We start from the raw sequence: 26,957 nt of genomic DNA on the forward strand, positions 1-26,957 counted from the left end.
CCTCAGAGCTTGCCCGCCGCGCCCAGCACCTGCGCCGGACCGGGGCCGCCATTCATTGCGGCGAAATCTTCATAGGTGCGATATTTCTCGCGGATCGCCTGTTGTGCCTCGTCCAGTAGCGCGCTTGCCTCCTCGGGCCGGCTCGCGGCAAGGGCCGAGTAGCGCAGCTCGTTGTAAGCATAGTCCTTGAATGGCAGAACCGGGCGGGGGCTGTCGAGCCGGAAAGGTGCGGTTCCGGTGCCGCGCAGTTGCGGGTCGTAACGTAACAACGGCCAATAGCCCGAGGCCACGGCGCGGTCTTGCTGGCCAAGCCCCTGCCGGATGTCGAACCCGTGCGCGATGCAATGGCTGTAGGCGAGGATGAGCGAGGGCCCGTCATAGGCTTCGGCCTCGCGGAAGGCCTGCAGCGTTTGCTGCGGGTTTGCCCCCATCGCCACCTGCGCCACGTAAACGTTGCCGTAAGCCACCGCCTGCAGCGCCAGATCCTTGCGCGCCGTGCGCTTGCCCGCGGCGGCAAACTTGGCAATCGCGCCCAAGGGCGTGGCCTTGGAGGCCTGCCCGCCGGTGTTGGAATAGACCTCCGTGTCCATCACCAGCACGTTCACATTGCGCCCGGAGGCGAGCACATGATCAAGCCCGCCATAGCCGATGTCATAGGCCCAGCCATCGCCCCCCACGATCCAGATCGAGCGGCGCACCAGATGATCGACAACGCTCAGAAGATGCTGCGCCTGTGGCGCCTCGCGATGCGCGAGCAGCCGGGTTTTCAGCGTCGCCACGCGCTCGCGCTGCGCGCGGATCTCGCTTTCGCGGATCTGCGGCGCGGCAAGGATCGCGGCAACAAGATCCTCGCCCAACTCCGGCGCCATCTCTTTGGCCAGGCTGCGCGCAAGGTCGAGATGCTTGTCGGCGGCGAGCCGGAAGCCAAGCCCGAACTCGGCATTGTCCTCGAAAAGCGAGTTCGCCCAGGCCGGGCCGCGGCCCTCGCGGTTTTTCGTCCAGGGCGTGACGGGGAGGTTGCCCGAATAGATCGAGGAGCAGCCCGTGGCATTGGCCACCATCAGCCGGTCGCCAAAAAGCTGGGACAGAAGCTTGACATAGGGCGTCTCGCCGCAGCCCGCGCAGGCGCCCGAGAATTCAAAGAGCGGCTCAAGGAACTGCACCCCGCGCACATTGGCAAAATCCACCCGCGCGCGATCATTCACCGGCAGATGCTCAAAGAAGCTGATCGCCGTGCGCGCGGCGGCGACAAGCGGCGCCTTTTCGGTGAGGTTGATCGCCTTCACCCCCGGCTCGGTCGGGCTTTTTGAGGGGCAGGCCTCGATGCAAAGCCCGCAACCGGTGCAATCCTCGACATGGAACTGCAGCGAGAACCGCGCGCCGGGGTAGCCGCGCGCATTGACGGGGGCGGATTTGAACCCTTCGGGCGCGCCTTCCAGCAGGTCTTCGTCAAAGTATTTCGCGCGGATCACGCTGTGCGGGCAGACGAAGGAGCATTGCCCGCATTGAATGCACAGATCCTCGCGCCAGACCGGCACCTCATCCGCGACGTTGCGTTTTTCCCAGGCGGCGGTGCCGGTGGGGAAGGTGCCATCGGCGGGCAGGAGGCTCACCGGGATCTCGTCGCCGCGGTCCTCCATCATCAGCGCGGTGACCTTGCGCACGAATTCGGGCGCAGTCGCGGGCACCGCCGGGGCGCGGTCGTCGGTGGCGCTCACGGCTTTGGGCACCGTCACCTCATGGAGCCGCTCCAGCGCGCCATCGACCGCGGCCCAGTTCTGCTCGATCACCCGCTTGCCCTTGCGGCCATAGGTTTTCTTGATCGAGGCCTTGATCTGGGCAATTGCCGCCTCGCGCGGCAGCACCCCCGACAGGGCAAAAAAACAGGTCTGCAGGATCGTGTTGGTGCGCCGCCCGAGCCCGACCTCGCGCGCGGCGCGGTTCGCGTCGATCACGTAAAACTTCAGCCCCTTCTCGAGGATTGCCGCCTGTGCCGAGCGCGGCAGCCGGTCCCAGACCTTGTCGGGCCCGACGGGGGCGTTGAGCAGGAAGGTGGCGCCGGGGGCGGCAACCCTCAGCACGTCGATCTTTTGCATGAAGTGGAACTGGTGGCAGGCCACGAAATTCGCCGCATGGATCAGATAGGGCGCCTTGATCGGCCGCGGGCCAAAGCGCAGATGCGAGACCGTCTGCGCGCCCGATTTGTGGCTGTCATAGACAAAATAGCCCTGCGCAAACCGCCCGGCCTCCTCGGCGAGGATCTTCACCGAGTTCTTGTTCGCCCCCACCGTGCCATCGGCGCCAAGGCCATAAAAGACCGCACGCACGGTCTCGTCAGGTTCGGTGACAAAGCCCGCATCGACGGGGAGCGAGGTCAAGCTCACATCATCGGTGATGCCGACGGTGAAGCCCTGTTTTGGCGCGGCCTTCGCCAGTTCGTCATAAACCGCCTTGACCTGCGCGGGGTCAAAATCCTTCGACGAAAGCCCATAGCGCCCGCCCACCACGCGCGGCATGGCGGGCCGGAGGCCGGTTGCGGCGGCTTCGGCAAGGGTGGTGACCACATCAAGAAAGAGCGGCTCGCCGGGCGCGCCCGGCTCCTTGCAGCGGTCAAGCACCGCAAGCTTGGTGCAGGCTGCGGGGAGCGCGGCGCGGAACGCCTCCGCCGGGAAGGGGCGGTAAAGCCGCACGACAATCGCGCCCAGTTTTGCGCCCTTGGCGTTCAGCGCCGTGAGCGTTTCCTCCACCACCTCGGCGCCCGAGCCCATGATCACGATCACCCGCTCCGCCTCCGGGTCGCCCAGATAATCGCACAGCCCGTAGCGCCGCCCGGTGAGCGCGGCAAAGCGCTCCATCTCTGCCGTCACGATGCCGGGCACGGCGGCATGCCAGGGGTTTGCGCCCTCCCGGCTTTGGAAGAACACATCGGGGTTTTGCGCCGTGCCGCGCACCACCGGGTTTTCGGGCGAGAGCGCGCGGGCGCGGTGGGCGCGCACGAGATCGTCGTCGATCATCGCGCGGATCTGCGCATCGGGAATGAGGGTGAGCGTGTTCACCTCATGGCTGGTGCGGAACCCGTCAAAAAAATGCACAAAGGGCACGCGGGCGCGCAAGGTGGCCGCCTGCGCGATCAGCGCCATGTCATGCGCCTCCTGCACCGAGGCGGAGGCGAGCATGGCAAAGCCGGTGGGCCGCACCGCCATCACGTCGGAATGATCGCCAAAGATCGAGAGCGCATGGGTGGCAAGTGCGCGGGCGGCAACATGAAACACCGTGGGCGTGAGTTCGCCCGCGATCTTGAACATGTTGGGGATCATCAGCATGAGCCCTTGCGAGGCAGTGAAGGTGGTGGTCATCGCACCCGCCTGCAGCGCACCATGCACCGCCCCCGCTGCCCCCCCTTCGGATTGCATCTCCTGCACCACCGGCACATTGCCCCAGATGTTGGGGATCTCGCGTGCGGCCCATTCGTCGGCGAGTTCGGCCATGGTGGAGGAGGGGGTGATCGGATAGATGCCGCAAACCTCGTTCACGCGGTAAGCGACATGGGCCACGGCGGTGTTGCCATCCATCACCGCCTGCACTGCCTCCGCAGTCTTCGGGGCATCCATCTGCACAACGGTGTCACGCATGGGGGGCCTCCTCGGGGATCATGTCGAGCGCGCCGCAGGGGCATTGCTCATAACAGCTTGCACAGCCGGTGCATTTTGTCAGGTCGATGGAATAGCCCCGCCCGGGGCCGTGTTTCACAATGGCTTCCTCGGGGCAGGCGGCGTAACAATTGTCGCATTCATAACATTGCCCGCAGGAGTAACAGCGCGCCGCCTCATAGCGGGCCTCCTTGGTGGTGAGGCCCTTGATGATCTCCTGAAAGCCGCCCATCCGTGCCGCCTCGGCAAGCCGCGCCTGGGCGCTCGGCTCGGCATCGGAGTAAACCGGCAGATGCAGCGTGGCAAAATCTGCCACGGGCGGCGCCGTGCGCTCGGAATAGTGCTCGCCCCGGAGCCAGGCGTCGATGTAGCGCGCGGCGCGCTTGCCGTGGCCGGTCGAGATCGTCACCGATTGTTGCGCGGGCACCATGTCGCCGCCCGCAAACACCCCCGTCGCCCCGGTCATCATCTCGCCGGACACGATCACCGCCCCGTCGGGGGTGAATTCGAGCCCCGGCACCGTGTGCAAAAAGCCGCTGTCGCTTTGCTGGCCGAGCGCCAGCACCACCGCATCGGCCGAAAGCGTCTCGATCTCGCCGGTGGGCTGCGGGCGGCCCTCGGCGTCGATCTCCATTCGCTCGACCTGCAGATCGGAGCCGGAGATCTCCTTGATCGTGGTGAGCCAGCGGATCTTCACGCCCTCTTCAATCGCTTCATCGGCTTCAAAACTATGCGCGGGCATATGCGCGCGGTCGCGCCGGTAGACGATGATCGTTTCCGTTGCGCCCAGCCGCTTGGCGGTGCGTGCGGCATCCATCGCGGTGTTGCCGCCGCCATAAACCACCACCCGGCGCCCCAGCATCGGCGGCGCCTCGGCGGAGGTGTCGTGCAAGAGGCTCACCGCATCAAAGACCTTGGCCGCATCGCGCGCCGGGATCTCGACACGCTTGCCAAGCCCCGCACCAATGGCAAGGAACACGGCGTCAAAGCCGCCCTGTTCCTTCTCGGCCATCAGATCCGTGACCTTGTGGTTGAGCGTGATCCGCACGCCAAGATTGGCGATCCGCGCGATGTCGGCGGCCAATTCTGCCCGCGGCATCCGGTAGGCGGGAATGCCGAAATGCATCATCCCGCCCGCCACCGGCCCGGCCTCGCGGATCTCGACCTTATGGCCAAGGCGGGCGAGGTGATAGGCGGCAGAAAGCCCGGCAGGCCCCGCGCCGACGACGAGCACGCGCTTGTCGGTCTCCGAGCGCAGCTTGTGGAACTCCCAGCCCTCGCGCGTTGCCATATCGCCCAAAAACCGCTCGACCGCATGGATCGAGACGGGGCTGTCCACCGTGCCGCGGTTGCAGCCCGCCTCGCAGGGGTGGTAGCACACACGGCCATGCACGGCGGGCATCGGATTGTCTTCGGTGAGCTTTTCCCAGGCCGCGCGGTAGCGGCCCTGCATGGCAAGCGCGAGCCAGGCGCGGATGTTCTCGCCCGCGGGGCAGGCGGCGGTGCAGGGCGCGGTGAGCGTCACATAGCCGGGGTGCTGGCTGCGCACGGGCCCCGTGCCACGATTCCCCTGCGGGCTGACCGAGGGGGTGAAATCCGGTACGCGTGTGCTCATGCTCGTCCTCCGCTGGCGCTGCTGGCAGGCGGTGCCAGATTAGCGAGAGGGGGCGGGGGCTTGCATGACATAGATCAGCCGGGGCGGGGTGACGGGGCGCACAAAATTGCGATCCGCCAAAACAAAGGGGGCGAAGCTTGCGCCGCGCCCCCTTGCAAGACTGTGCCGAAGGCTCAGGCGCCCGCGGGCCCCGGATGCGACCAGTCCGACCCGGAGGGCCCGGCAAAGAAGCCATCGGCAAAGCGACCGCCGGGGGCTTCCGGCAAAAGCTGCGCCACCAGCGCCTCGGCGCTGATGTTCCCCGCGATCCGGTCGGCATAGCCCGCGCACAGGCCGACGAAATCGCCGGTCTGGGGCGAAAGCCGGAGGCTGTCGACCCCCGCCTCGCGGAGCGCTTCGGTGTGATAGGCGGCGCAACCGGTCGCGGCGGAAAGGGTCTGCACCCCGTTCACCGACAAGAAGGCCTGCCCGTCGAGCGTGTCCACCTCGCGGCCATCAAGATCTTCGCCGCAGATGAACTGGCAATTGTCCTTTGCCCGGTCATGCAGCCGCGCATGATAGCAGCGCGCCGAGATCGCCAGCGGCAAGCGGCCATGGCCCCAGACCTCGACCTTGACGCCCGCGTCCTTGCCCGCTTTTGCGAGCGTCGCAATCGAGGCGAGCGGCAGCTCGGGCGGCAGGCAGATCCGCGTGGCGCCGCGCCGGGCCAGATAGCCGAGCGTGCCCTCGTTATAAACGTTCACCAGCGGGCCAACCCAGAAGGGGGTGTTTTCCGGCAGGTGCTTGAGCGCGGAGATGTCGTTGATCTCGACCGGCAGGCCGATGTCAAACAGATCATGCGTCTTGTTGCGCTCGCGCCCGAGTGTCACGAGCCCGAGCGTGGAGAGCGCAACCTCCTTGCCCGCGGCGCGCAGCCCCGCGACCATGTTGGGGATTTCCGCTTCCCAGAACGGCAGGCGCTTGGAGCAGACCACCTCGCCCACCACGACACGCGCGACGGGCGCGGTGTGCAGCCCCTCGTAAAAGGCGCGCATGTCTTCGGCTTTCCAGAAGAACAGGTTTGAGCCGACCGTCAGATCCATCGTCATCTCCAGGTTTTCGCATAGGCCCCGGCAGTGGCGGATTGGCCTTCGGTAAGCCGGGCGAGTTCCGCCAGCGGCAGGTCACGCCCTTCAGCGAGCGCATCGGTGGCAGCGCGGAAGGCGCGCACGACTTCCGCGACATAGGCGCGCGAGCGCTGCCGCCCCTCGATTTTCAGCGCCGTCACGCCCGCTTTCGCCAGCGCCGGAATGAGGTGGCGCGCATCGAGCGACACCGGGTCTTCAAACACATGGCCGGTCTGGCTGCCCGAGGTGAAGCAGCCCTTGCACAGCGTCGGATAGGGCGCCGGGCGGTCTTTCGGCGTGCGGTGGATGGTGAAGCCGCCAAGCTTTGCCGCAAGATCCGGGCCTTCCTCGGCGTAAACCACATGGGAGGCGGGTGAGCACACGCCGTTCATGTTGGGCGAAAGGCCGGTTGCGTAAGAGGAGAGCGCGCAGCGCCCTTCGGCCATCACGCAAAGCCCGCCAAACACAAACGCCTCGGTCTCGACGTCGATCTCCTTGTTGATCGCGGCGATCTCCTGCACGGTCAGCACCCGCGGCAGGACCACCCGTTTCACGTCGAACGTCTCGGCGTAGAAGTTGATTGCATCCGGGTTCGCGGCAGCGGCCTGAACCGAGAGATGGCGGCGCAGCTTCGGGTGATGCGTCGCGGCATAGTCCAAAAGCCCGATATCGGCGAGGATCACCGCATCGGCGCCCGCGGCTTCGGCATCGGCAAGGCGCTGATGCCAGAGCTTTTCGCCGCCCGCGCGCGGGAAGGTGTTGAGCGCGACGAGCACTTTCGCGCCGCGCTTGTGCGCGCCCGCGATCGCCGGCACCAGTTCCTCGGGCGAGAAGTTCAGCCCCGGAAAGTTGCGGGCGTTGGTTTCATCGGCAAAGCCGCAATAGACGGCATGCGCGCCCGCCTCGACCGCAGCGCGCAGCGCCGCGGGGGTGCCCGCGGGGCAAACGAGTTCCATCATGTCCAGCCTCCAGCCAGCGTATCGACGCGGTGCAGCACCAAGCCCGAGCCTTTTTCGGCAAGGTTCACGGCGGGCTGCACAAAGGGTTTGAGCGGACCGGCAAGCTCTGCCAGTTCCGCAGCAAGGTCAAGCTCGGCATCGTCGATTGCATTGCGCAGCGCGACAACGGCAGAGGTGTCGCCCTCGACGATCAGATCGCGCGAGAAAAAGAGCGCGTCGCCGTCATAGGCGCCATGCATCATGCCAAGGAACCCGGCAATCGGCCCGGCGATGCGCGCCTCGGCCTCGGGCGCGCGGCGGTGCGCGGTCAGCTTCACCTTGCCGCCGCGCAGATCGAGCAGCAGAAGGAACGGCAGGTCGGTCGCCTCAAGCAGGAAGCGCGCCTCGCGATACTGTCCAAGGCGCTGGAACAGGCCCGGATGGCGTTTGGCAATGCGCCGCGCCAGAAGGGTCAGCGTCACCGACAGCGGCGCAAGCGGCAAGGGCCGCATCGCCCGGCCCATCAATCTGGGCAGGCGGGGAATCTGATCATGGTCGGACATGGCGCTCCTTTCGTCAGGGATTTCTCCCCTCTTCTAGATGGGCTCCTTTAACGCCGGTCACAATGCGGCAACTTGATCAATGTCAAACCCTGGTCGATACGGGGATGCTAACGCCAACAAGACTTAGGAGGAATGATGCGCAGCCTGCCCGTATTTTCCGATCTGCGGTCCTTCCTCGATTGGGCGAAGGGTCGCAATGATCACAAAACCATCGCCGAGCCTGTGGCGGTGGAACTGCAAATGTCTGCGGTGCACCGTGCCGTTTTGGAGCGGGGCGGCCCGATCCTGCGGTTTGACAAGCCCGTGCTGCCCTCGGGCGCGCACGCGCCGATCCCGGTTGTCACGAATCTCTTCGGCACCACAGAGCGGGTGGCGGCGGGGCTCGGGCTCGCGCTCGATCAGGTGCCGGCGCTGGGCGAATTTCTGGCCTCGCTGAAAGCGCCCGCCCCGGTCGAGGGGATGCGCGATGCGTTTTCGCGCCTGCCGATGCTGAAGGCGGCGCTCTCCACCCGTGTGACCACCTCGAAAAAGGGGCCGGTGCAAGAGGTCGTGCTCGAACCCGGCAAGGGGCTGAACCTCGAAGAGCTTCCGGTGCAGCAGCTTTGGCCCGGCGATGGCGGGCGGCTGTTCACCTGGCCGGTGGTGGTGACGCGGCCCTATGGCTCGGACATGGATGCCGTGATGGGCTACAACCTCGGCATTTACCGCGCGCAGCTTCATGGGCCCGAAAGCATCATCATGCGCTGGCTCGCCCATCGCGGCGGGGCGCAGCATCACCGCACCTGGCTTGCCGCCGGAAAGCCGATGCCCGTCGCCATGGTGCTGGGCGCCGACCCGGCAACGCTTCTCTCCGCTGCGCTGCCCTTGCCCGAAAACGTCTCCGAACTCACCTTCTCGGGCGTTCTGCGCGGCCAGCGCTCGCATCTTGTGCCCGCCAAGACCGTGCCTTTGATGGTGCCCGCCGATGCCGAAATGGTGATCGAGGGCTGGATCCACGCCAATGACACCGCGCCCGAAGGCCCGTTTGGCGATCACACCGGCTATTACAACGCGGTCGAGCCCTTCCCGGTGATGCGGGTCTCGGCGCTCACCCACCGCAAGGACCCGATCTATCTGTCCACCTACACGGGCCGCCCGCCCGATGAGCCCGCGATCATCGGCGAGGTGTTCAACGATCTGGCGCTGCCGGTCATTCGCCAGCAGATCCCGGAGGTGAAAGACCTCTGGCTGCCGCCTGCTGCCTGCTCCTACCGGATTGCCGTGGTGCAGATCAAGAAAAGCTACCCCGGTCAGGCGCGCCGCGTGATGATGGCGCTGTGGGGAATGCTGGCACAGTTCAGCTATACCAAGATGGTGATCGTGGTCGATGACGACATCGACCCGCGGAACTGGGATGACATCGCCTGGGCGCTTGCCACGCGCATGGACCCGGGCCGCGATCTGGTCGTGCTTGACCGCACGCCGATGGATTACCTCGATTTTGCCTCGCCCCTTGAGGGGCTCGCGGGCAAGCTCGGGATTGATGCCACAACGAAGATCGGCACCGAGACCACGCGCGAATGGGGCACGGTGATGGGAATGCGCCCGGAGGATGAAGCCTTTGCCGAGGCCGTGTTGAAACGCCAGTTCCCCGGAGGGCTGAAATGAGCGCGCGTGTGATCCTGGGCGTTTCGGGCGCCTCGGGCGCGGTGCTGGCTTTGGCGGTGGCCGAGGCGCTCACCGCGCTCAAGGTCGAGATCGACCTTGTGATGTCCTCTGCCGCCAAGCTCACATTCGCCACCGAGGCCGAGGCGGGCGCGCTTGAGCGGCTGCAGGGCATGGCGACGCGCAGCCACGCCATAGGCAATGTGGGGGCCGCCATCGCCTCGGGCTCCGCGCCCACGGCGGGGATGATCGTCGCGCCCTGTTCGATGCGCTCGCTTGCCGCGATTGCAAACGGGCTCGACGATAACCTGCTTGTCCGCGCCGCCTCGGTGCAGCTGAAGGAACGCCGCCCGCTTGTGCTGTTGGCACGCGAGGCGCCGCTCACGCTTGCGCATCTGCGCAACATGACCGCGGTGACGGAAATGGGCGGCATCATCCTGCCGCCGGTGCCCGCCTTCTACCTCAAGCCGCAGGGGGTGGCCGAGATCGCGCGCCAGATCGGCGCGCGGGCGGTGGATCTGTTGCGGCTCGGGCCGCCGCAGGCTCAATCGTGGTCGCAGGAGCCCTGAAGGCCGCGGATCTGGTGCAGGCCGCAGCTTTGCATACCGCCCTGGCCCTCGCCATGGCCGCCGCAGCTGCAGTCTCCCTCGCCCTCGCCCTTGCCATGCCCGTGGCCATGGCCAAGCGGGCGCCCGCCGGGCTCCCCCGGTTTCTTTTTGGGGCCGAGGAGGGCGGGCGCAAGGCCCACCGCGAGTGCGGCGTAAGCGATGGCAAAGAAGATCGCTGAGGCCATCAGAACCACTTCCTTCTCGCCCGAGACGCGCAGAACCAGCGCAAGGATCAGTGCCGCCCCGGCAAGCTTGAGCGCACCGGTGGCGTGACCGGGCCGCCCGGCGCGGCCAAGGCTCGTTTTCATCATCACCGCCATCGAAAGGCCCGCCACGGCGCCGATCGCCAGAAGATGCGTGGCGCCGGGGAAGATCTGCATTGCCGTCACCGCCGAGAGGCCCATCGCGTAAAGCCCGAGCCCGAGGCACATGAAGGCAAGGTGGAAGCCCGTCAGCAGCGCGCTGTTCTTGAACGCCCAGCCCGAGCGCCAGAACATGATGCGAAAGAGGTTGGTGGCGCCCGCCAGCACCAGAACGGCGCCAAAGGCGCGCACCGGCAGGAACGCCGCGGGCACGCACAGCGCGGTGAAGATCGGGCCCCAACGGTCGAGCCCCTCCATCGGCCGCGGCAGCGCCGTCTCGCCCGCATGGACCATCGCATTGCGGGTCAGCGCGGCGGTGAGCTGGCCGCCAAAGGCCGCGTTCATCGTGGCGCAGGCCATCAGCCCCGCCATCGCCCCGGTCGAGGCGATGCCCGGCCAGACCCCCATCCAGTCCAGGTGCATGACGAAGTTGGAGAGGAAATGCAGAAGGAAAATGGAGATATAGCCAAGCGTTTTCAGCTTGGTGTCATAGTTTTCCTGCGTCAGCTTGCTGGCAAAGAGCGGCATCGCCACCCGCGCCATCACCACAAGGTCAAAGCCAAGGTCGATCAGCGCCACCAGCGGCGCGGGCAGCGTGGCCGACATCGCCATGGCGATGCGCCCGGCGATCCAGAGCAGGGTCAGCGCCGGAAAGAAGATCCAGCCCAGACCTTTGGGCGCATTGGCCAGAAAGATCCCCGCCATCACCGCGCCGCCATAGCCGAAGATCAGCTCATGGGCGTGCCAGTCCATGCCGATGGCGCGGGTGGGCAACAGCGGGCTGCCGATCCCGGCGCCGATCCAGTGCCCCCAGAGCGCGATTGCGATCACCGTGAAAACCGCGGCGGCAAGGTAAAGCGGGCGGTGGCCTTCACGCAACAGGCGGGGGGCGGCGGGGAACATGGGTGGCTCCATCGGAGAGGGCAGGTCGCTCCTTCGTGCCCCCATCCGCGGCCCTTGGCAAGAGCGCGGCGCGGCGGCAGATCGCAGCACCCGCAAGCGTGATCAGGGCAAAAGCGCACGCGCCTGGGCAAGGCTTTCGGTGCCAAGCCGGGCGAGCACGGCAGCAACATCGCGCAGGGGCCCATCGAGCGGGGAGGAGCGCCGCCAGACCATGCCGATGCGCCGCCCCGGCGCGGGGGCGCACAGCCGCACCCGGTCCACCTGCGCGGAGCGCGTTTCCACCGGCAGCGCGATCTCGGGCAGAAGCGTGACGCCGATGCCCGCGCCGACCATCTGCACGAGGGTGGAGAGCGAAGAGCCCTCCATCACCGTGCGTGCGCCCGCCGGGCCGAGCTTGCAAAAGGTGAGCGCCTGATCGCGAAAGCAATGCCCCTCCTCAAGGAGCAAAAGCCGCATTTCGGGGAGCGTTTCGGCAGAAGGGACGGGCAGGCCTGCCTCGGCGGCGGGGCGCACCAGCACGAAAGCCTCGTCAAAAAGCGGCATCTCGGTGAGCGCCGGTTCCGAGACCGGGAGCGCCACCACCGCCGCATCGAGCCGCGCCTCGATCAGATCGGTGACGAGTTTGCCCGTCACCGCCTCGCGCGGAAAAAGCTCAAGCCCCGGAAAGGCGTCAGAAAGCGCCCCCACCATCGCGGGGAGCAGATAGGGGGCAACGGTCGGGATCACGCCAAGCCGCAAGGGCCCCGAAAGCGGGCCACGCGCGGCGCGCGACAACTGATCGAGCGCATCGACGGCGCGCAAGATCTCGCGCACGCGCGGCGCAAAGGCGGCGCCGAGCGCGGTGAGGTGGATCTGCCGCGCCGAGCGTTCGACAAGGGCACCGCCGATTGCCGCCTCCATCTCGCGGATCTGCACCGAGAGCGCGGGCTGGGAAATGGCGCAATCCGCGGCGGCGCGGCCAAAATGGCCGGTGCGGACGAGCGCATCAAAATAGCGAAGCTGCTTCATGGACAGGTTGAGCATAAAAAATTCCTATCGAACCCTTCGGATAATGCAATTGGAATTTATCAGGCTCTCCCTCTACCTTGGTCTCAACCGCCGGATGATCTGGTTGGAACACTGCTAAAATAGACCGAGGAGGAAGGACCATGGACGGACACGACGGGAAAGGCGCGGGCAAATGCCCGGTGATGCATGGCGGAGCGACGGCGCTGGGCGCGGATACGATGCGCTGGTGGCCCAATGCGCTCAATCTCGACATCCTGCATCAGCACGATGAAAAGACAAACCCTCTCAAGGGCTTCGCCTATCGCGAGGCGGTGAAGGGGCTGGATTTCGAGGCGCTGCGGGCGGATCTGCAGGCGCTGATGACGGACAGCCAGCCGTGGTGGCCCGCAGACTGGGGCCATTATGGCGGGCTGTTCATCCGCATGGCCTGGCATGCGGCGGGCAGCTACCGTTCGGCCGACGGGCGCGGCGGCGGCAACACCGGCAACCAGCGTTTTGCGCCGCTCAATTCCTGGCCCGACAACGTCAGCCTCGACAAGGCGCGCCGTCTGCTGTGGCCGATCAAACGCAAATACGGCAACAAGATCTCCTGGGCGGATCTCATTCTTTATGCGGGCACGGTGGCCTATGAATCGATGGGGCTGAAGCCCTATGGCTTCGGCTTTGGTCGTGAAGATATCTGGGCGCCGGAGAAAGATGTCTATTGGGGCGCCGAGACCGAATGGCTGGCGCCGTCGGATGGCCGTTACGGCGATGTCGAGAAGCCCGACACGATGGAAAACCCGCTCGCCGCGGTGCAGATGGGGCTGATCTACGTCAACCCCGAAGGCGTGAACGGCAAGCCCGACCCGGCGAAAACCGCGCTTCATGTGCGCGAAACCTTTGCCCGGATGGGGATGGATGACGAGGAGACCGTGGCGCTTACCGCGGGCGGCCATACCGTGGGCAAGACGCACGGCAATGGCGATGCCAGCCAGCTTGGCGCCGACCCGGAAGCGGCGGATGTGACCGCGCAGGGGCTTGGCTGGGCAAACCCGACGATGGGTGGCAAGGCGGCGAATGCCATCACCTCGGGCCTTGAGGGCGCCTGGACCACGCATCCGACGCAATGGGACATGGGCTATTTCGAGATGCTCTTTGGCCATGACTGGGAGCTGCGCAAATCGCCCGCCGGGGCCTGGCAATGGGAGCCGGTGACGATTGCCGAGGAAGACAAGCCCCTCGATGCCTCCGACCCGACGCAGCGCCACAACCCGATGATGACGGACGCCGACATGGCGATGAAGGTGGACCCGATCTACAACGCGATCTGCCAGAAGTTCATGGCCGACCCCGCGGCCTTCAACGACGCTTTCGCCCGTGCCTGGTTCAAGCTTTTGCACCGCGACATGGGGCCGAAGGCGCGCTACCTCGGCCCCTGGGTGCCGCAGGAGGATCTGCTCTGGCAAGATCCGGTGCCCGCGGGCGCCACGGGCTACGATGTGGCGGGGCTGAAGGCGGCGATTGCGGCCTCGGGGCTCACGACCGCCGAAATGGTGGCGACGGCCTGGGACAGTGCGCGCACCTTCCGGCAGTCTGACCTGCGGGGCGGGGCGAATGGCGCGCGGATCCGGCTTGCGCCGCAAAAGGACTGGGAGGGCAACGAGCCTGACCGTCTGGCCCGGGTGCTGGCGGTGCTCGAACCGCTCGCGGCGCGGTTCGGCGCCTCGGTCGCCGATACGATCGTGCTTGCGGGCTGTGTCGGCGTTGAGGCTGCGGCAAAGGCCGCGGGCGTGCCGGTGGATGTGCCCTTTACCCCGGGACGCGGCGATGCCAGCCCCGAGATGACCGACGCGGCAGGCTTTGACGTGCTTGAGCCAATTCACGATGGCTTCCGCAACTGGCTCAAGAAGGATTATGCGGTGGCGCCTGAGGAGCTGCTCTTGGACCGCGCCCAGTTGATGGGGCTGAGCGCCCCGGAAATGGTGGTTCTGCTCGGCGGTCTGCGCGTGATGGGCGCCAATGCGGGCGGCGCGCCCGAGGGGGTGTTTACCGACCGGGTGGGGGCGCTGAGCACCGATTTCTTTGTCAACCTGACCGATATGGGCAACACCTGGGCGAAAGGGGCGGGCGGCTATGAAGTGCGCGACCGCGCCACGGGGGCGCTGAAATGGCCCGCCAGCCGGGTGGATCTTGTGGTCGGCTCGAATGCGATCCTGCGCGCCTATGCCGAGCTTTATGCGCAAGACGATGCGGCGGAGAAATTCGTGTGCGATTTCGTCTCCGCCTGGGTCAAGGTGATGGAGGCGGATCGGTTCGATCTGCGCGCCTGAGCGCCCCTGCGAGGGGGGAAGTCGGGGGGAGGTCGGGGGGCTTGCCGCCCCCCGAGCCCCCCGCCCGGCGGGGCCGGCGGGCCCCTCCGGGCCTCCGCGCGGGCGGCGCTTTTGATCAGGCGGTGAGCGCTTGCGCCGAGGCGCGGGCGCTTTCAAAATTGCGGATCGCGCCCTTGCGGGCATCGCCCAGAATCACCGCGCCCTCGACCCGGGTCGAGCGGCTTTCGGCATCGGTGGGGCACCAGCCGGAGGCATCGGTGAGGCCCGCCGCCTGCGCGAGACGCCCGGCCTCCTGCGGCGCGATGAAGTTCACGACATCGGCGGTGATCCGGCCCGCGGCGGTCTCGATCCGGCCACGGCGGCTGTCGACGGCGAGCACCTTTGCCCCCTGATCCGCGCCGATCCAGCGCATGTTCCGGGTCAGCCCCTGCAGACCTGCGGCGATGGCGAAGGCGCCTGCAAGCGCGGCATCGCCGCTTTCGTCGAGCACGGTCAGGCGCGCGCCCTCGGTTTGCGCCACCTTGCGCGCGAGCGTGAGCGCGCGGCCGAGCGCCACCTGCGGCGCGCCGATCTCGGCGGGAAGGCGCAGCACCACATGGCCGCGCGCGGGGAGCGCCGCAAGCTGGGCGGCAAGCCGGCGCGCCTCGCGCTCCGAGCCCCAGGCGGCGGGCCAGTCGTGCCGCGCCACCGCATCGAGCCCGGCGATGTCTTCGGCGCGCGGCGCGGTGCCGGGCGCAAGAATGAGCCGGTCAAAGGCGAGGCTGCGGCCCGAGAACAGCGCCGCACGCCCGGCGCGCCAATCGACCCCCGTCACCTCGTCGATCTTGACGGAAACCCCCGCGGCGGCGAGCGCAGCGAGGCTCAGCCCCGGGGCGGGGCGCTCGAACGCGGTCGCGGCGGTGTCGCGGCCAAGGCGGGTGGGGTCGCGCTCCAGCAGCACCACGGAGGCGCCGGGGCTCTGGCGCGCAAGCCCGGCGGCGGCGAGGGCGCCGGCGGGGCCCGCGCCGATCACGAGGGCGCGTTCGCTCCGGCCGAGGCGGAGGCTGGCGCCGGTTGCCACCAATGCGGCACCGGAGAGAAGGCCGAGGGTCAGGCTGCGGCGGCTCAGGCGGGTCATCACATGTCTCCTTTGACGCGAGGCGTTGGGCGCTTGTTCAGCGTTTCTTTTCAAGAAGTTCGGCTTCGGGATGGATCGGGCGGTAGATCTCCACCCGGTCGCCTTCCCGCAGTTCCCGTTCGGGTTTGCAGATCTGGCCGAAAACCCCGATCTTCATTTCCGCGAGATTGATCTCGGGGAATTGGTCGAGCAGCCCCGAGCGGTCGATTGCATCTTGCGCCGTGGCGCCCTCGGGCACATCGACATGTTTCCAGACCTGCACGGTCGGCTTGGCATAGGCGACACCGACGATCATTCGTCATCCTCCATTTGCGGCACCGGGCCGAGCGCCCCCGCGGCGGTGAACACCCGCGGCGCGCGCATCTCCTTGATTTCCTCGTCGATGCTCTTGCCGCGCGCGTCGATGATCGACTTGAGCGCCAGAAGCACGCCGACGATGATGAAGCCTCCGGGCGGCAGGATCAGGATCAGGAAGCCCGGAAAGTTGGAAAAGACCGTGGTTTCCATGAAGGCGAAATGCGCGCCGAGCAGCACCGAGGCATTGGCAAAGAGCGTGCCCGAGCCGAAAACCTCGCGCAAAGCCCCCACGACGACGAGCGCGAGGGTAAAGCCGAGCCCCATCGTCAGCCCGTCCCAGAGCGAAGGCAGGATGCCGTTTCTGGAGGCAAAAGCCTCGGCGCGGCCCAGGATGGCGCAGTTGGTCACAATGAGCGGGATGAAGAGGCCGAGCACCTTGTGCAGGTCATGCACATAGGCGTTGAGCGCCATGTCGACCACGGTGACGATGCAGGCGATGATCAGCACAAAGGCGGGAATGCGGATTTCGGGCGCGATCACCTTGCGCAGCGCCGAGATCATCGCGTTCGAGACGATCAGCACCGCGGTGGTGGCGAGCCCCATGCCAAGCCCGTTGGTCGCCGTGCCGGTGATGGCCAGCGCGGGGCAGAGCGCCAGCATCTGGCCAAAGACGATGTTTTTGTCCCAAAAGCCCTCGCGGGCGATCTTGGCATATTGGTTCGACATCGCTTGCTCCCTCAGTTCGCGAGCGGCGCGGTCAGCGCGGCCTGATTGCGGGCGAAGAATTCGAGCCCGCGGCGGATCGTGCCCACCACGGCGCGCGGCGTGATCGTGGCGCCGGAGAACTGGTCGAAAATGCCGCCGTCGCGCTTCACCTTCCAGCCGTCGGGCGTCGGGTCGGAGAGCGAGCGGCCGGTGAAGCCCTCGATCCAGTCGGTCTTCGCCACTTCGATCTTGTCGCCAAGGCCGGGGGTTTCGGCATGCGAGAGCACGCGCACGCCCAGAAGCGAGCCATCGGGGGCAACCCCGATCAGCACCCGGATCGCGCCGGAATAGCCGTAGCCGGTCAGCTCGAAGGCGGTGCCGGTGACGGTGCCCGCCTTCGCCGCGATATGCACGGAGACCGGGCCCGCGGCGGCGTCCGTCACGGTGCGCATGTCGGTGGCGGGGCTGTTGTCATAAAGGCTTGCGGGCAGCACCTGCGCGAGCGAGGCGGCAAGGTCATCGGCGCCGCGCGCGGCAATCGGCGCCTCGGTCGCCTGATCGGCCCAGGCGAGCAGCCCGGCGGTGACGAGCGAGAACAGCCCGAGCATCAGCCCATGCGCGAGGGGCGAGGATTTGAACCAGCTTTTGCGCGGTTTTTCGGCGGGCTCGGTCATGCCTTGGCTCCCGTATCCTTGGCGGAACGTTTTGGCTTGGCGATCGGCAGCGGTTTGCCGGTCCGGGTGCGCCCGAACACACGCGGGCGGACATAGGTTTCAATGAGCGGCGTGCAGGCGTTCATCAAGAGCACCGCAAAGGCCACGCCCTCGGGGAAGGAGCCCCAGGTGCGGATCACGAAAATGAGCGCGCCGATGCCGATGCCGTAAAGCATCTTGCCGAGCGCCGAGACCGGCGAGGTGACGTAATCGGTGGCGATGAAGAAGGCGCAGAGCATCGTCGAACCGGAGGTCAGATGCAGGATCGGCGGGGCGAAGCGGTCGGGCGCGAGGCTCGAGGCAATGGCAGAAAGCGCGGCGATCGTGCCCAGAACCGAGAGCGGGATGGCAAGCGTGATGATGCGCATGAAGACGAGCGCAAGGCCGCCCAAAAGGATCAGCACGGTCGAGGTTTCGCCCATGCTGCCCGGCACGAGGCCGATCAGCCGCGCCTTGAGGTCGGCCAGATCGGGCGTGATCGCGCCCATCGTGGCTCCCGCGCCGATCTGGCTCTTGATATGGCTCAGCGTCGAGGCGGAGGAGACGGCGTCAAACTCGGTCGAGCCGGCAAAGGTGATGGCGAGCGAATGGACAAAGCCCGGCCCGTCAAACAGGCCCACCGGCGGCACCCATGTCGTCATTTGCACCGGAAGCGCGATCAGCAGCATGGCGCGGGCGACCATCGCCGGGTTGAAGAGGTTTTGCCCGAGCCCGCCAAAGAGATGCTTGGCGATGACAATGGCGATGCCGGAGCCGATCACCCCGACCCACCAGGGCGCATAGGGCGGCAGCGTCATCGCGACGAGCCAGCCCGACAGGAGCGCCGAGCCATCGCGCGCAAATTGGCCCAGCGGCTTGCCCGCGACCCACAGGCACGCAAGCTCAAAGAGATAGGCCGAGAGCACGGTGACACAGAACAAAAACACCGCCGGCCAGCCGAACTGGTAAAGGCCAAAGAGCGTGGCGGGAGCGAGGGCCAGCACCACCGCCAGCATCGTGCGCGACACGGTGAAGACGGTATGGGTATGCGGTGCGGCCAGAAGCGGTTGCGCGGTCACGGATTGGCCTCCCCCTGGGCTGTGGCGGCTGTTGCGGCGGCGACGGCCGCAGCCTTGGCGGCATCGGCCTTTTTCTTGGCGTCCATCTCGGCCTTGCGCTTGGCCATCGCCTGGCGCTTCGCCTCGGCAATCGCCTCTTCGCGGGCCTGCCGCGCGGCGGCGAGGCGTTTGGTTTCCTCGGCCTGATGCTTGCGGCTTTGCTTTTCGGCAAGCTTGCCCTTGGCAAAGTGGAAGGTCTGCACGAGCGAGATATTGGCCGGGCAGTTGTAAGAACAGCAGCCGCAGGTCAGGCAATCCATCAGCCCGATCTTGGCGGCGCCGTCGAGATCATCGGCCTGAATGCGCGCGTTCATGTCGAACGGCGTCAGGCCCACCGGGCAGCCTTGCACGCAGCGCCCGCAGCGGATGCAGGGCATCACCTCGTTGCCGGGGGTTTCGGCGCGGGTCAGCGCGAGGATGCCGTTCGAGCCCTTCACAATCGGCACGCGGCGGTTGGCGATCGGCTGGCCCATCATCGGCCCGCCCAAAAGCAGCCGGTCAGGCTCTTCGACAAAGCCGCCGCAATGGGCGATCACTTCGGAGACCGGCGTGCCCAGGAGCACCTTGACGTTGGCGGGCCGTTTGATGCCGCGCCCCGAAACGGTGACGATGCGGGTGATCAGCGGCTCGCCGTAGCGCACCGCATTGTGCACCGCATGCGCGGTGGCGACGTTATGGACCACCACGCCAAGGTCGGCGGTGAGCGCGCGGGCGGGCGTTTCCTTGCCGGTGAGCAGGCGCACGAGATGCTTTTCCGAGCCCATCGGATATTGCGTCGGCACCACCTTGACCTGGAAGGTGTAGTCGAGCGCGCGGTTGTAGCGGCTCATCGCATCAATGGCTTGCGGCTTGTTCGATTCAATCGCGACGATGATCTGTTTCACGCCCAAGGCGCGGCCCATGATGCCGATGCCGTCGGCGATCTCTTCGGCGCGCTCGCGCATCAGCCGGTCGTCGCAGGTGAGGTAGGGCTCGCATTCCGCGCCATTGATGACGAGCGTGTGCAGGTCGTATTTGGCGCGCAGATTGAGCTTCACCGCCGAGGGGAAGGTGGCGCCGCCCATGCCGACGATGCCGGCTTCCGCCACCTGCGCGGCGATCTCTTCGGGCGTGGCATTCTCGGGGCGGATACGGGGCAGGTGCGGGCCCCAGGTGTCTTCGCCATCGGGGCGGATGGTGATCGTTGGCACCGGCAGGCCGGAAGGATGCGGCGCGGTGAAATGGCCCACCGCGATCACCCGGCCCGAGGTGGGCGCATGGATATTGGCAGAAACCGGCCCGCGCGCCTTGGCGATGAGCTGGCCCTTGAGCACGTAATCGTCGCGCTGCACCACCGGCTCCGCCTCGGCGCCGATATGCTGCTGCAGGGGCAGGCGGATCAGGGTCGGGATCGGCATCGTCTCGATCTCGGATTCCGAGCTCAGATATTTGCGCGGATCGGGGTGCACGCCCTTGAAGGAGAAGAGCTGCGAGGGCCGAAACAGAGTGCCGAGAGTGGGCAGAACGCTCATGCTGCTTGCTCCGTGCTGGCGGCCTCACGCCGCGGTTCGGGTTTGTCCCAGTACCATTGCCGCAGCGACTTCGGCTTGACGCGCTTGACGATCGCCTCGGTCGGGCAGACGTCGATGCAGGCGTCGCAGCCGGTGCAGGCATCGGTGATGACGGTGTGGATCTGCCGGTTCGCGCCGATGATGGCGTCGGTCGGGCAGCGCTTGAAGCATTTGGTGCAGCCGGTGCAGTGGTCCTCGAAGATGAAGGCGACCATCGGCTCGGTTTCGGCCATGCCCGCAAGCGAGACCCCGCCGCCGCCGCAATCGATCTCCTGCACCACTTCGGCGAGCGCCAGCGCCACATCGCGCCCGCCCGGGGTGCAGGCAGTGACCGGCGCCTGGCCCTCGGCCATCGCCTCGGCAAGGCCGTGGCAGCCGGGGTAGCCGCAGGCGCCGCAATTGGTGCCCGGCAAGATCGCGTCGATCGCATCGACCACCGGCGGCGCCTCCACATGGAAGCGGCGCGCGGCGAAGCCCAGCATCAGCCCGAGCCCAAGCCCGAGGGCAGACATCGCTCCGACGGCTTCAATCATCTTTCTCTCTCCTCTGGGGCAGCGGTTGCGGGGCAGGGGATCAGTTCGGAACGAGACCGGCGAAGCCCATGAAGGCCATCGACAGAAGCCCCGCCGAGACGAAGGCGATCGGCGCGCCCTTGAACGGGACCGGCACGGCAAGCTGCGCCATGCGCTCGCGCATGCCCGCAAAGATCACCAAAACGATGGTGAAGCCCGCCGCCGAGCCAAAGCCGTAAAGCAGGCTCGAGGCGAGGCCGTGGCCCTCTTGAATGTTCAAAAGCGCAACGCCGAGCACGGCACAGTTCGTGGTGATCAGCGGCAGGTAGATGCCAAGCGAGCGGTGCAACCCGGGCGAGAGCTTGCGCAGCACCGTCTCGATGAATTGCACGATCGCGGCGATCACGAGAATAAGGCTCAGGATGCGCAGATAGCCAAGGTCGAGCGGTTCAAGCACCAGCGTTTCGACCATCCAGCTCGCACCCGCAGCCAGCGTCAGCACGAAGGTGGTGGCGAGCCCCATGCCGATCGCGGCATCGGTCTTGCGCGACACGCCCATGAACGGGCAAAGCCCGAGGAACTTCACCAGAACCACGTTGTTCACCAACGCCGTGCTGAGCAGGATCAGGAAAAAATCATGCATCTGGGTCTCCGCCTCGGGGATGGCCCGCCGGATCGCGGGACTGCCTGAGGGTGATGGAGCAAGCTCCGTGCCATCCGCCCCAAAAGGGCCGCTGGAGGGGCGGGCGTCACGTGGCCGTGATCTGGCTCCGGCCGGGGGCTTGCCGCATCCGGGCGGCGGGGCCGGGCGGGCACTCTTCAATCCTCCGCGCGCTCGCGCAGGGGCGGGTCGCGCGCGTGCGTGTGCCCGCGCGCGTGAGCGCGCCCTCGCTTGTAGGGTTTGCTACAATTTGTCGGGGCTGCTCCATCACGGCTTCGGGAGCGCAGCTTTGCGACAAATCCGTAACCTGTGGGCGGTGTGCGAACGCCGCCTTGCCGCCCCGGCCGCCCGGCGCGGCCTTGGCGGCTGTGGTGTGCTGTCGCGGCCGGTCCGCCGGGGCGACGGGAATCCCCCGCGCGCGGGGGATGGCATGAAGCTTGCTTGATCCATTGTGGCGGCCATCGCTGCCCGATCACATCGTCAGGAGTTTCTCTTGCCCTCCGAAGCCCTCCACTTGCGCCCCGCGGCGCCCCGCACGACCGGCCCCGAAGGCGCGGTTCCCGTGGCCAATGGCGTGCATTGGATCGGCGCGCTCGATCCCGGCTTGCGCAGCTTCGACGTGATCTTGAAAACCGCAAATGGCACCACCTACAATTCCTACCTCGTGCGCGGCACCGAGGGGGTGGCGGTGATCGACACCGTGAAGGCGGAATTTGCGCCCGCCTTTTTTGAACGGCTTGAGGCGGTCGCGCGCTATGACGAGATCCGCTACATCGTGCTCAACCATCTTGAGCCCGACCATACCGGCGCCGTGCCCGAGCTGATCCGCCGCGCGCCGCAAGCGGAGATCCTGCTCTCCCCGCGTGGCCTGCCGATGCTGCGCGCGCTGTTGGGCGAGGCTTTTGACGCCGCTCATGTGAAACCCGTCACTACCGGGCGCGCGGTGTCGCTCGGGGGGCGGACGCTGGCCTTTTTCAACACGCCTTACGTGCACTGGCCCGATACGCAATGCACCTGGCTGCCGGAAGAGCGGGTGCTTTTCACCTGCGATCTCTTTGGCAGCCATTTCTGCGACGGGCGGCTGTTTGAGGACCGGGTGGATGATTTCCGCCACGCCTTCGACAATTACTTCGACCGGATCATGCGCCCGTTCCGCAGCTTTGTGATTTCGGCGCTCGATCTGATCGAGCCTCTCGATTTTGCCATGATCGCCCCCGCGCATGGCCCGATCTTGCGGGCGCGTCCGCGCGACTGGCTCGCGCGCACCCGGGCGCTGGCCACGCCGCGCCCGAAGGCGGAAACCGCCGAGAAGGTGCTGCTCATTTTCTACGTCTCCGCTTATGGCGCGACCGCCCAGCTGGCGCAGGCGATCCATGACGGTGCGGAAGAAGAGGAGGGCGTGCGGGTCTCGCTCTTTGATCTCGAAGGCGCCGATATCGACCCCTTCCTCGATCTGATCGAGGAGGCCGACGGGCTGGCCGTGGGCACGCCCACGATCAACGGCGATGCCGTGCGCACGGTGTGGGATTTGCTCGCCCGCCTCGTCGATATCGAGACCCGCGGCAAGATGGGCGCGGCCTTCGGCTCTTATGGCTGGTCGGGTGAGGCAGTCCGCCTCGTTGAAACCCGGCTGCAAGGGCTCAAGATGCGCCTGCCCGAACCGGGGCTGCGGGTGAAGCTGCATCCCTCGGACGAGGAACTGGAAGAGGGGCGCGCCTTTGGCCGCCGCCTTGCCCAGCAGCTTACGGGCCGCGCCCCCCCGCGCGAGATCGACTTTGCAGAACTTGCCGCCCGCTGAACAAAAAACCCAGGAATTCCAAAGGCAAACCCCAGAGGACAGAGCATGGAAAAGGCGACACTGACCTTCACCGATGTTGCGATCACCGTCAATGTGCCCCCCGGAACGCGCATCATCGAGATGTCGGAAAAGGTCGGCTCGGGCATCACTTACGGCTGCCGCGAGGGCGAATGCGGCACCTGCCTCACGCATGTGCTCGAAGGCGCCGAGAATCTCTCCGAACCGAGCGCGCTCGAAATGCGGGTGCTGTCGGAAAACCTTGCCGGCAGCGACGATCGGCTCGCTTGCCAGTGCCGAATCCTTGGCGGCAACGTCAAGGTCCGTCCGGGCTGACCCCGGCCGCCCGCCCCACCCACCGCAAGCGCCGCTTGCACATTCAGGCAAGGAAAGGACACTCCCCATGGCCATGAAGATCGACCCGACCCTTTGCACCTCTTGCGGCGATTGCGAGCCGCAATGCCCGACCGAGGCGATCGCGCCGAAGAAGGGCGTTTATGCCATCAACCCCGATCTGTGCAACGAATGCGAAGGCGAGCATGACCTGCCGCAATGCATCTCGACCTGCATGGAAGACGGGTGCATCACGCCGATCGAGGCCTGAGATGACAGGCTGCGCCCCCGCAGGCCGGCCCGATCCGATGGCCGGGGACCTTGCGCCCCGCGCTCTGGTCGAGCGGCTGCGGGTGGTCGCGGTCGGGCCGGAGCGGCTCACCGTTCTGGCCGACCGGGCCGCGGGCTGCGCTGCCTGTGCCTCCCGCAAGGGCTGTGGCACCGGCGCGCTGGCCCAACTTTCGCGCCCGCAACTCCTTGAAATCGCTCGTCCCCCGGGACTCGATATTCATCCGGGCGATGAGGTCGAGGTGGAGATGGGCGGCAATGCGTTTCTCGCCGCGGCGGGGCTTGCCTATCTTCTGCCGGCGCTCGCTTTGGTGGCCGGTGTCGCGCTCGCCTCGGGGCTTGGCCTTGGCGATCTGGGGGCGGGGCTCGCGGGGCTTGGTGCGCTTGCGCTCGGCTTCGCGCCGGTCGCGCTGATCGAGCGGCGCCGCCGGGGCGTGTCGGACCTGCGCGCGGTCGCGGTCCATCCGCCCAAAGCCGCGAGCTGCTGCGAATGAACGCGCGGGGCGCGCTTTTTCGGGTGTCTGTGGCGCTGGCGGCGGCTCTGGCGCTGGCGGGCGGCGTGCGCGCGCTGCGCCCCATGCCCGATGTGAGCGAGTCTCTCTATCTCTTTGGCACGATGGTCGAAATCGAGATCCATGGGGTCGATGACGCGACCGCCCGCGCCGCGATTGCGGCGGTTGATGCGCATCTCGAAACGCTTCATCGTGATTGGCACGCCTGGCGCCCGGGGGAGCTCGAAAGCCTCAATGCCGCGATTGCCGCGGGCGCGCCCTTCACCGTCGATGCGCCGATGGCGGCCGTGTTGACGCAGGGCCGGGCGCTTGCCTGTGCCTCGGACGGGCTTTTCGATCCCGCCATCGGCGCTCTGGTCGAGGCCTGGGGCTTTCATGCCGATACGCTTCCCGAGGGCGATCCGCCGCCCGCCGCGGAGATCGCGCGCCTTGTGGCGGCGCATCCGCGGATGACGGATCTGACGATTTCGGGCCGTGAGGTGCGCTCAAGCAATCCGGCGGTGCAGCTCGATCTGGGCGCCTATGCCAAAGGCGCGGCGCTCGATCTGGCCGAGGCGGATCTGCGCGCGGCGGGCATTACCGATGCCGTGCTCAATGCGGGCGGGGGCGTGCAGGTGATGGGCCGCCACGGCGCGCGGCCCTGGCGGGTGGCGATCCGCGATCCCTTTGCCTGGGGGGTGGTTGCGGCCCTGGAGCTGCAGCCCGGAGAATCTCTGCACACGTCAGGCAATTACGAGCGCTACCTTGAGGCCGGGGGCTTGCGCTTTTCGCATATTCTCGACCCGCGCAGCGGGCGGCCCGTGACCGATATCGTCTCCGTTTCGGTGCTGGCGCAAAACGGCGCGCTGGCCGATGCCGCTGCCACCGCGCTGAGCGTGGCGGGCGCGAAGGACTGGCCGCGGATTGCCGCGCAGATGGGCGTTGAGAACGTGCTGATGATCACCGGAGCGGGCGAGATTTTCGCCACCCCGGCGATGCGGGCGCGACTCGCGCCGGTGGGGGGGGATTTTCCGGCGCCGGTGAGCCTTGTCGATCTGCCCAAAGTGTCTGCGCCGCGCTGCGATTAAGGGCGAAAAGGCGACAAAATGCGCTGGCATGGCCCTTGCTGTGCGAAGATCGGGGGGCTGCCCCCGACGATCACGACACAGTGATGACAACAAGGAGACAGCGATGCCGAATATTACTTTCAGCGCACCGATCATGAAGAAGGACAAGACGATTTACGCCGTCGCGGGCAACACCTCGACGATCCTTGCGCTGGCCAAGGAACATGAGATCCCGATCCCGTTTGAATGCGGCGACGGCGATTGCGGTTCGTGCCTGATCGAAGTAACAGCACTGGGCGACAAGCCGCTGATGGGCATGGCGCTGACCGAAAAAGAGAAGGCGCGGCTCAAGGAGTTGCAGATGATCTCGCCTGCAGAACTCGAACTGGCGGAAGTGAATGACACGCCGCCGCGGTTCCGCCTCGCCTGCCAGTTCATCCCGCGCGACGAGGATGTGCTGGTGAGCTTCACGGGCACGCCCGGCGGTTCTGCCTGAAACGATCCGGCGCGCCGCCTCCCCGGCGCGCCGGCCAACGACCCGATCGAGGACCAAGCATGAAAACCAATTCCCGACTGCCGGAAGTGATCTTCCACACCCGCGTGCGCGACGAAAGCGTGGGCGGGCCGAACCCCTACCGCTGGCAGGACATGACCACGGCAGATTATTTCGCCGGCAAGCGGGTGGTGCTGTTCGCGCTGCCGGGTGCTTTCACGCCGACCTGCTCGACCTATCAGCTGCCGGGCTTCGAGAACGGCTTTGGCGATTTTGCCGCCAAGGGGATCGATGCGATCTACTGTCTGTCGGTCAACGACAGTTTCGTGATGAACCAATGGGCGAAAGCGCAGGGGCTCGAAAACGTCAAGGTGATCCCGGACGGGTCGGGCGAGTTCACGCGCCGCATGGGGATGCTGGTGCGCAAGGACAATCTCGGCTTTGGCCTGCGCTCGTGGCGCTATGCGGCAGTGGTGACCGATGGGGTGATCGAGGCCTGGTTCGAAGAGCCCGGCCTGATGGACAATTGCCCGGAGGACCCCTACGGCGTGTCGAGCCCGGAAAATGTGCTCGCGTGGCTGAGCCAGGCGCAAGCCGCCTGAGCCGCGACAGCGTTGGAGAGAGAGCAAGGCCCCGCCATTGGCGGGGCCTTCGCTTTTGGGGCGCTTTGGAGGGTGTTTCGCCTCGGCAGAGCCGAGGCGACCCGCCGGGGGCTTCGCCCCCGGACCCCCATTGCCGAAAAAGAGATTGGCGGGCGCCGCCGAAACGACGAAGCGCGGAGCGTTGGAGCGCTCCGGGCTTGCCGTCCTGAAATCAGTGGTGCGGTTGAGAAGACTCGAACTTCCACGGGAGTTACCCCACAGCGACCTCAACGCTGCGCGTCTACCAATTCCGCCACAACCGCACGTTCTGACTTGGTGAGCGGGGATTTAGCGGAGCCCGCGGGGAATGAAAAGACCCATTTTGACGCAATCTGCATTTCCGCGCATTTTTTTTTGCGCGCCGCCGCAGCCGGTCCGGTGCGTGGGAAGCCGGCGGGCAATCGGCCGGAAATTGGTTTGCGCAAAGCGCCCCGAGGAGACGTATTTCGCACTGCGTGCGGGGGAGGGGGGCCGAGGGGGGAGCCGGG

The 26,957-nt window shown here is 66.8% G+C and carries 24 protein-coding genes, 1 tRNA gene and 1 pseudogene; 10 read left to right on the forward strand and 16 right to left on the reverse strand.

Going from position 1 to position 26,957, the window contains the following annotated elements; all coding sequences use genetic code 11:
- Positions 1 to 2 precede the first annotated feature (2 nt).
- From nifJ to ubiT, 5 genes and pseudogenes are all read right to left on the reverse strand, one after another.
- Positions 3 to 3,632, reverse strand: coding sequence for a pyruvate:ferredoxin (flavodoxin) oxidoreductase (gene nifJ / locus ACFSM0_RS13950; protein WP_377391537.1), 3,630 nt, complete (start codon positions 3,630 to 3,632; stop codon positions 3 to 5).
- Positions 3,625 to 5,268, reverse strand: a pseudogene (locus tag ACFSM0_RS13955) (NAD(P)-binding protein); the annotation flags it as partial. The gene nifJ and the pseudogene ACFSM0_RS13955, both read right to left, overlap by 8 nt.
- Before the next feature lie 170 nt (positions 5,269 to 5,438).
- Positions 5,439 to 6,347, reverse strand: a complete 909-nt coding sequence (ubiV, locus tag ACFSM0_RS13960) for a ubiquinone anaerobic biosynthesis protein UbiV (RefSeq protein ID WP_377391540.1) — start codon at positions 6,345 to 6,347, stop codon at positions 5,439 to 5,441.
- A gap of 2 nt (positions 6,348 to 6,349) precedes the next feature.
- The gene (gene ubiU / locus ACFSM0_RS13965; RefSeq protein WP_377392479.1) at positions 6,350 to 7,327 is read right to left on the reverse strand and encodes a ubiquinone anaerobic biosynthesis protein UbiU; all 978 of its coding nucleotides are present in this window, start codon (positions 7,325 to 7,327) and stop codon (positions 6,350 to 6,352) included.
- Positions 7,327 to 7,872: a ubiquinone anaerobic biosynthesis accessory factor UbiT gene (gene ubiT / locus ACFSM0_RS13970; RefSeq protein ID WP_377391543.1), complete on the reverse strand. Its 546-nt coding sequence runs from the start codon at positions 7,870 to 7,872 to the stop codon at positions 7,327 to 7,329. Before ubiT ends, ubiU begins: the two co-directional genes overlap by 1 nt.
- Before the next feature lie 135 nt (positions 7,873 to 8,007).
- Between ubiT and ACFSM0_RS13975 the strand changes: the two genes are divergently transcribed.
- Together ACFSM0_RS13975 and ACFSM0_RS13980 are read left to right on the forward strand one after the other, a co-directional pair.
- Positions 8,008 to 9,519 (forward strand): UbiD family decarboxylase, encoded by a 1,512-nt coding sequence (locus ACFSM0_RS13975; protein ID WP_377391546.1) that lies wholly within the window; start codon positions 8,008 to 8,010, stop codon positions 9,517 to 9,519.
- Complete coding sequence (locus ACFSM0_RS13980; RefSeq protein WP_377391549.1) at positions 9,516 to 10,085, forward strand: UbiX family flavin prenyltransferase; 570 nt, start codon at positions 9,516 to 9,518, stop codon at positions 10,083 to 10,085. Before ACFSM0_RS13975 ends, ACFSM0_RS13980 begins: the two co-directional genes overlap by 4 nt.
- On the opposite strand, the gene ACFSM0_RS13985 is transcribed toward ACFSM0_RS13980, so the two are convergent.
- Together ACFSM0_RS13985 and ACFSM0_RS13990 are read right to left on the reverse strand one after the other, a co-directional pair.
- The gene (locus tag ACFSM0_RS13985; RefSeq protein ID WP_377391552.1) at positions 10,061 to 11,389 is read right to left on the reverse strand and encodes an NnrS family protein; all 1,329 of its coding nucleotides are present in this window, start codon (positions 11,387 to 11,389) and stop codon (positions 10,061 to 10,063) included. The two genes, ACFSM0_RS13980 and ACFSM0_RS13985, sit on opposite strands and share 25 nt — an antisense overlap.
- 102 nt (positions 11,390 to 11,491) lie before the next feature.
- Positions 11,492 to 12,412, reverse strand: a complete 921-nt coding sequence (locus tag ACFSM0_RS13990) for a hydrogen peroxide-inducible genes activator (RefSeq protein WP_377391555.1) — start codon at positions 12,410 to 12,412, stop codon at positions 11,492 to 11,494.
- Between the two features lie 125 nt (positions 12,413 to 12,537).
- Here ACFSM0_RS13990 and katG point away from each other — a divergent pair, with 125 nt between their 5' ends.
- Positions 12,538 to 14,709: a catalase/peroxidase HPI gene (katG, locus tag ACFSM0_RS13995; RefSeq protein ID WP_377391558.1), complete on the forward strand. Its 2,172-nt coding sequence runs from the start codon at positions 12,538 to 12,540 to the stop codon at positions 14,707 to 14,709.
- Positions 14,710 to 14,824: 115 nt separating this feature from the next.
- On the opposite strand, the gene ACFSM0_RS14000 is transcribed toward katG, so the two are convergent.
- The 8 genes from ACFSM0_RS14000 to rsxA are packed head-to-tail and all read right to left on the reverse strand — an operon-like array spanning position 14,825 to position 21,343.
- Positions 14,825 to 15,826, reverse strand: a complete 1,002-nt coding sequence (locus ACFSM0_RS14000; RefSeq protein WP_377391561.1) for an FAD-dependent oxidoreductase — start codon at positions 15,824 to 15,826, stop codon at positions 14,825 to 14,827.
- 37 nt (positions 15,827 to 15,863) lie between these two features.
- The gene (locus tag ACFSM0_RS14005; RefSeq protein ID WP_377391564.1) at positions 15,864 to 16,121 is read right to left on the reverse strand and encodes an RnfH family protein; all 258 of its coding nucleotides are present in this window, start codon (positions 16,119 to 16,121) and stop codon (positions 15,864 to 15,866) included.
- Positions 16,118 to 16,849 carry an electron transport complex subunit E gene (locus tag ACFSM0_RS14010; RefSeq protein WP_377391567.1) on the reverse strand — a complete coding sequence of 244 codons (732 nt, stop codon included), beginning with the start codon at positions 16,847 to 16,849 and terminating at the stop codon, positions 16,118 to 16,120. Before ACFSM0_RS14010 ends, ACFSM0_RS14005 begins: the two co-directional genes overlap by 4 nt.
- 11 nt (positions 16,850 to 16,860) lie before the next feature.
- A complete protein-coding gene (gene rsxG, locus ACFSM0_RS14015) occupies positions 16,861 to 17,502 on the reverse strand; it encodes an electron transport complex subunit RsxG (RefSeq protein ID WP_377391570.1) in 642 nt (213 codons plus the stop codon).
- The gene (locus ACFSM0_RS14020; protein WP_377391573.1) at positions 17,499 to 18,599 is read right to left on the reverse strand and encodes an RnfABCDGE type electron transport complex subunit D; all 1,101 of its coding nucleotides are present in this window, start codon (positions 18,597 to 18,599) and stop codon (positions 17,499 to 17,501) included. The genes rsxG and ACFSM0_RS14020 overlap by 4 nt, the downstream gene beginning before the upstream one ends.
- A complete protein-coding gene (gene rsxC, locus ACFSM0_RS14025) occupies positions 18,596 to 20,149 on the reverse strand; it encodes an electron transport complex subunit RsxC (protein WP_377391576.1) in 1,554 nt (517 codons plus the stop codon). Before rsxC ends, ACFSM0_RS14020 begins: the two co-directional genes overlap by 4 nt.
- Entirely contained in the window at positions 20,146 to 20,721 is a 576-nt protein-coding gene (locus ACFSM0_RS14030; RefSeq protein WP_377391579.1) for an RnfABCDGE type electron transport complex subunit B, read from the reverse strand. The genes rsxC and ACFSM0_RS14030 overlap by 4 nt, the downstream gene beginning before the upstream one ends.
- Before the next feature lie 40 nt (positions 20,722 to 20,761).
- Positions 20,762 to 21,343 (reverse strand): electron transport complex subunit RsxA, encoded by a 582-nt coding sequence (gene rsxA, locus ACFSM0_RS14035; protein WP_377391582.1) that lies wholly within the window; start codon positions 21,341 to 21,343, stop codon positions 20,762 to 20,764.
- A 511-nt stretch (positions 21,344 to 21,854) separates the two neighbouring features.
- On the opposite strand from rsxA, the gene ACFSM0_RS14040 reads away from it, so the two are divergent.
- From ACFSM0_RS14040 to ACFSM0_RS14070, 7 genes are all read left to right on the forward strand, one after another.
- Positions 21,855 to 23,159, forward strand: coding sequence for an FprA family A-type flavoprotein (locus ACFSM0_RS14040; protein WP_465270047.1), 1,305 nt, complete (start codon positions 21,855 to 21,857; stop codon positions 23,157 to 23,159).
- A 45-nt stretch (positions 23,160 to 23,204) separates the two neighbouring features.
- A complete protein-coding gene (gene fdxC / locus ACFSM0_RS14045) occupies positions 23,205 to 23,492 on the forward strand; it encodes a ferredoxin FdxC (protein ID WP_097070039.1) in 288 nt (95 codons plus the stop codon).
- A 67-nt stretch (positions 23,493 to 23,559) separates the two neighbouring features.
- On the forward strand, positions 23,560 to 23,760 hold the full coding sequence (locus ACFSM0_RS14050) for a 4Fe-4S binding protein (RefSeq protein WP_377391585.1): 201 nt from the start codon (positions 23,560 to 23,562) through the stop codon (positions 23,758 to 23,760).
- 1 nt (position 23,761) lies between these two features.
- Positions 23,762 to 24,271 carry a SoxR reducing system RseC family protein gene (locus ACFSM0_RS14055; protein ID WP_377391588.1) on the forward strand — a complete coding sequence of 170 codons (510 nt, stop codon included), beginning with the start codon at positions 23,762 to 23,764 and terminating at the stop codon, positions 24,269 to 24,271.
- Positions 24,268 to 25,356: an FAD:protein FMN transferase gene (locus ACFSM0_RS14060; RefSeq protein WP_377391591.1), complete on the forward strand. Its 1,089-nt coding sequence runs from the start codon at positions 24,268 to 24,270 to the stop codon at positions 25,354 to 25,356. The genes ACFSM0_RS14055 and ACFSM0_RS14060 overlap by 4 nt, the downstream gene beginning before the upstream one ends.
- A gap of 103 nt (positions 25,357 to 25,459) precedes the next feature.
- Positions 25,460 to 25,831: a ferredoxin FdxD gene (gene fdxD, locus ACFSM0_RS14065; protein WP_377391594.1), complete on the forward strand. Its 372-nt coding sequence runs from the start codon at positions 25,460 to 25,462 to the stop codon at positions 25,829 to 25,831.
- Positions 25,832 to 25,890: 59 nt separating this feature from the next.
- Positions 25,891 to 26,430 (forward strand): peroxiredoxin, encoded by a 540-nt coding sequence (locus tag ACFSM0_RS14070; protein ID WP_377391597.1) that lies wholly within the window; start codon positions 25,891 to 25,893, stop codon positions 26,428 to 26,430.
- 215 nt (positions 26,431 to 26,645) lie between these two features.
- Here ACFSM0_RS14070 and ACFSM0_RS14075 read toward each other — a convergent pair.
- Positions 26,646 to 26,732 (reverse strand) — tRNA-Leu (locus ACFSM0_RS14075).
- Positions 26,733 to 26,957 lie beyond the last annotated feature (225 nt).

Source organism: Rhodobacter lacus (assembly GCF_042683065.1).
Taxonomy (GTDB): domain Bacteria; phylum Pseudomonadota; class Alphaproteobacteria; order Rhodobacterales; family Rhodobacteraceae; genus Rhodobacter; species Rhodobacter lacus.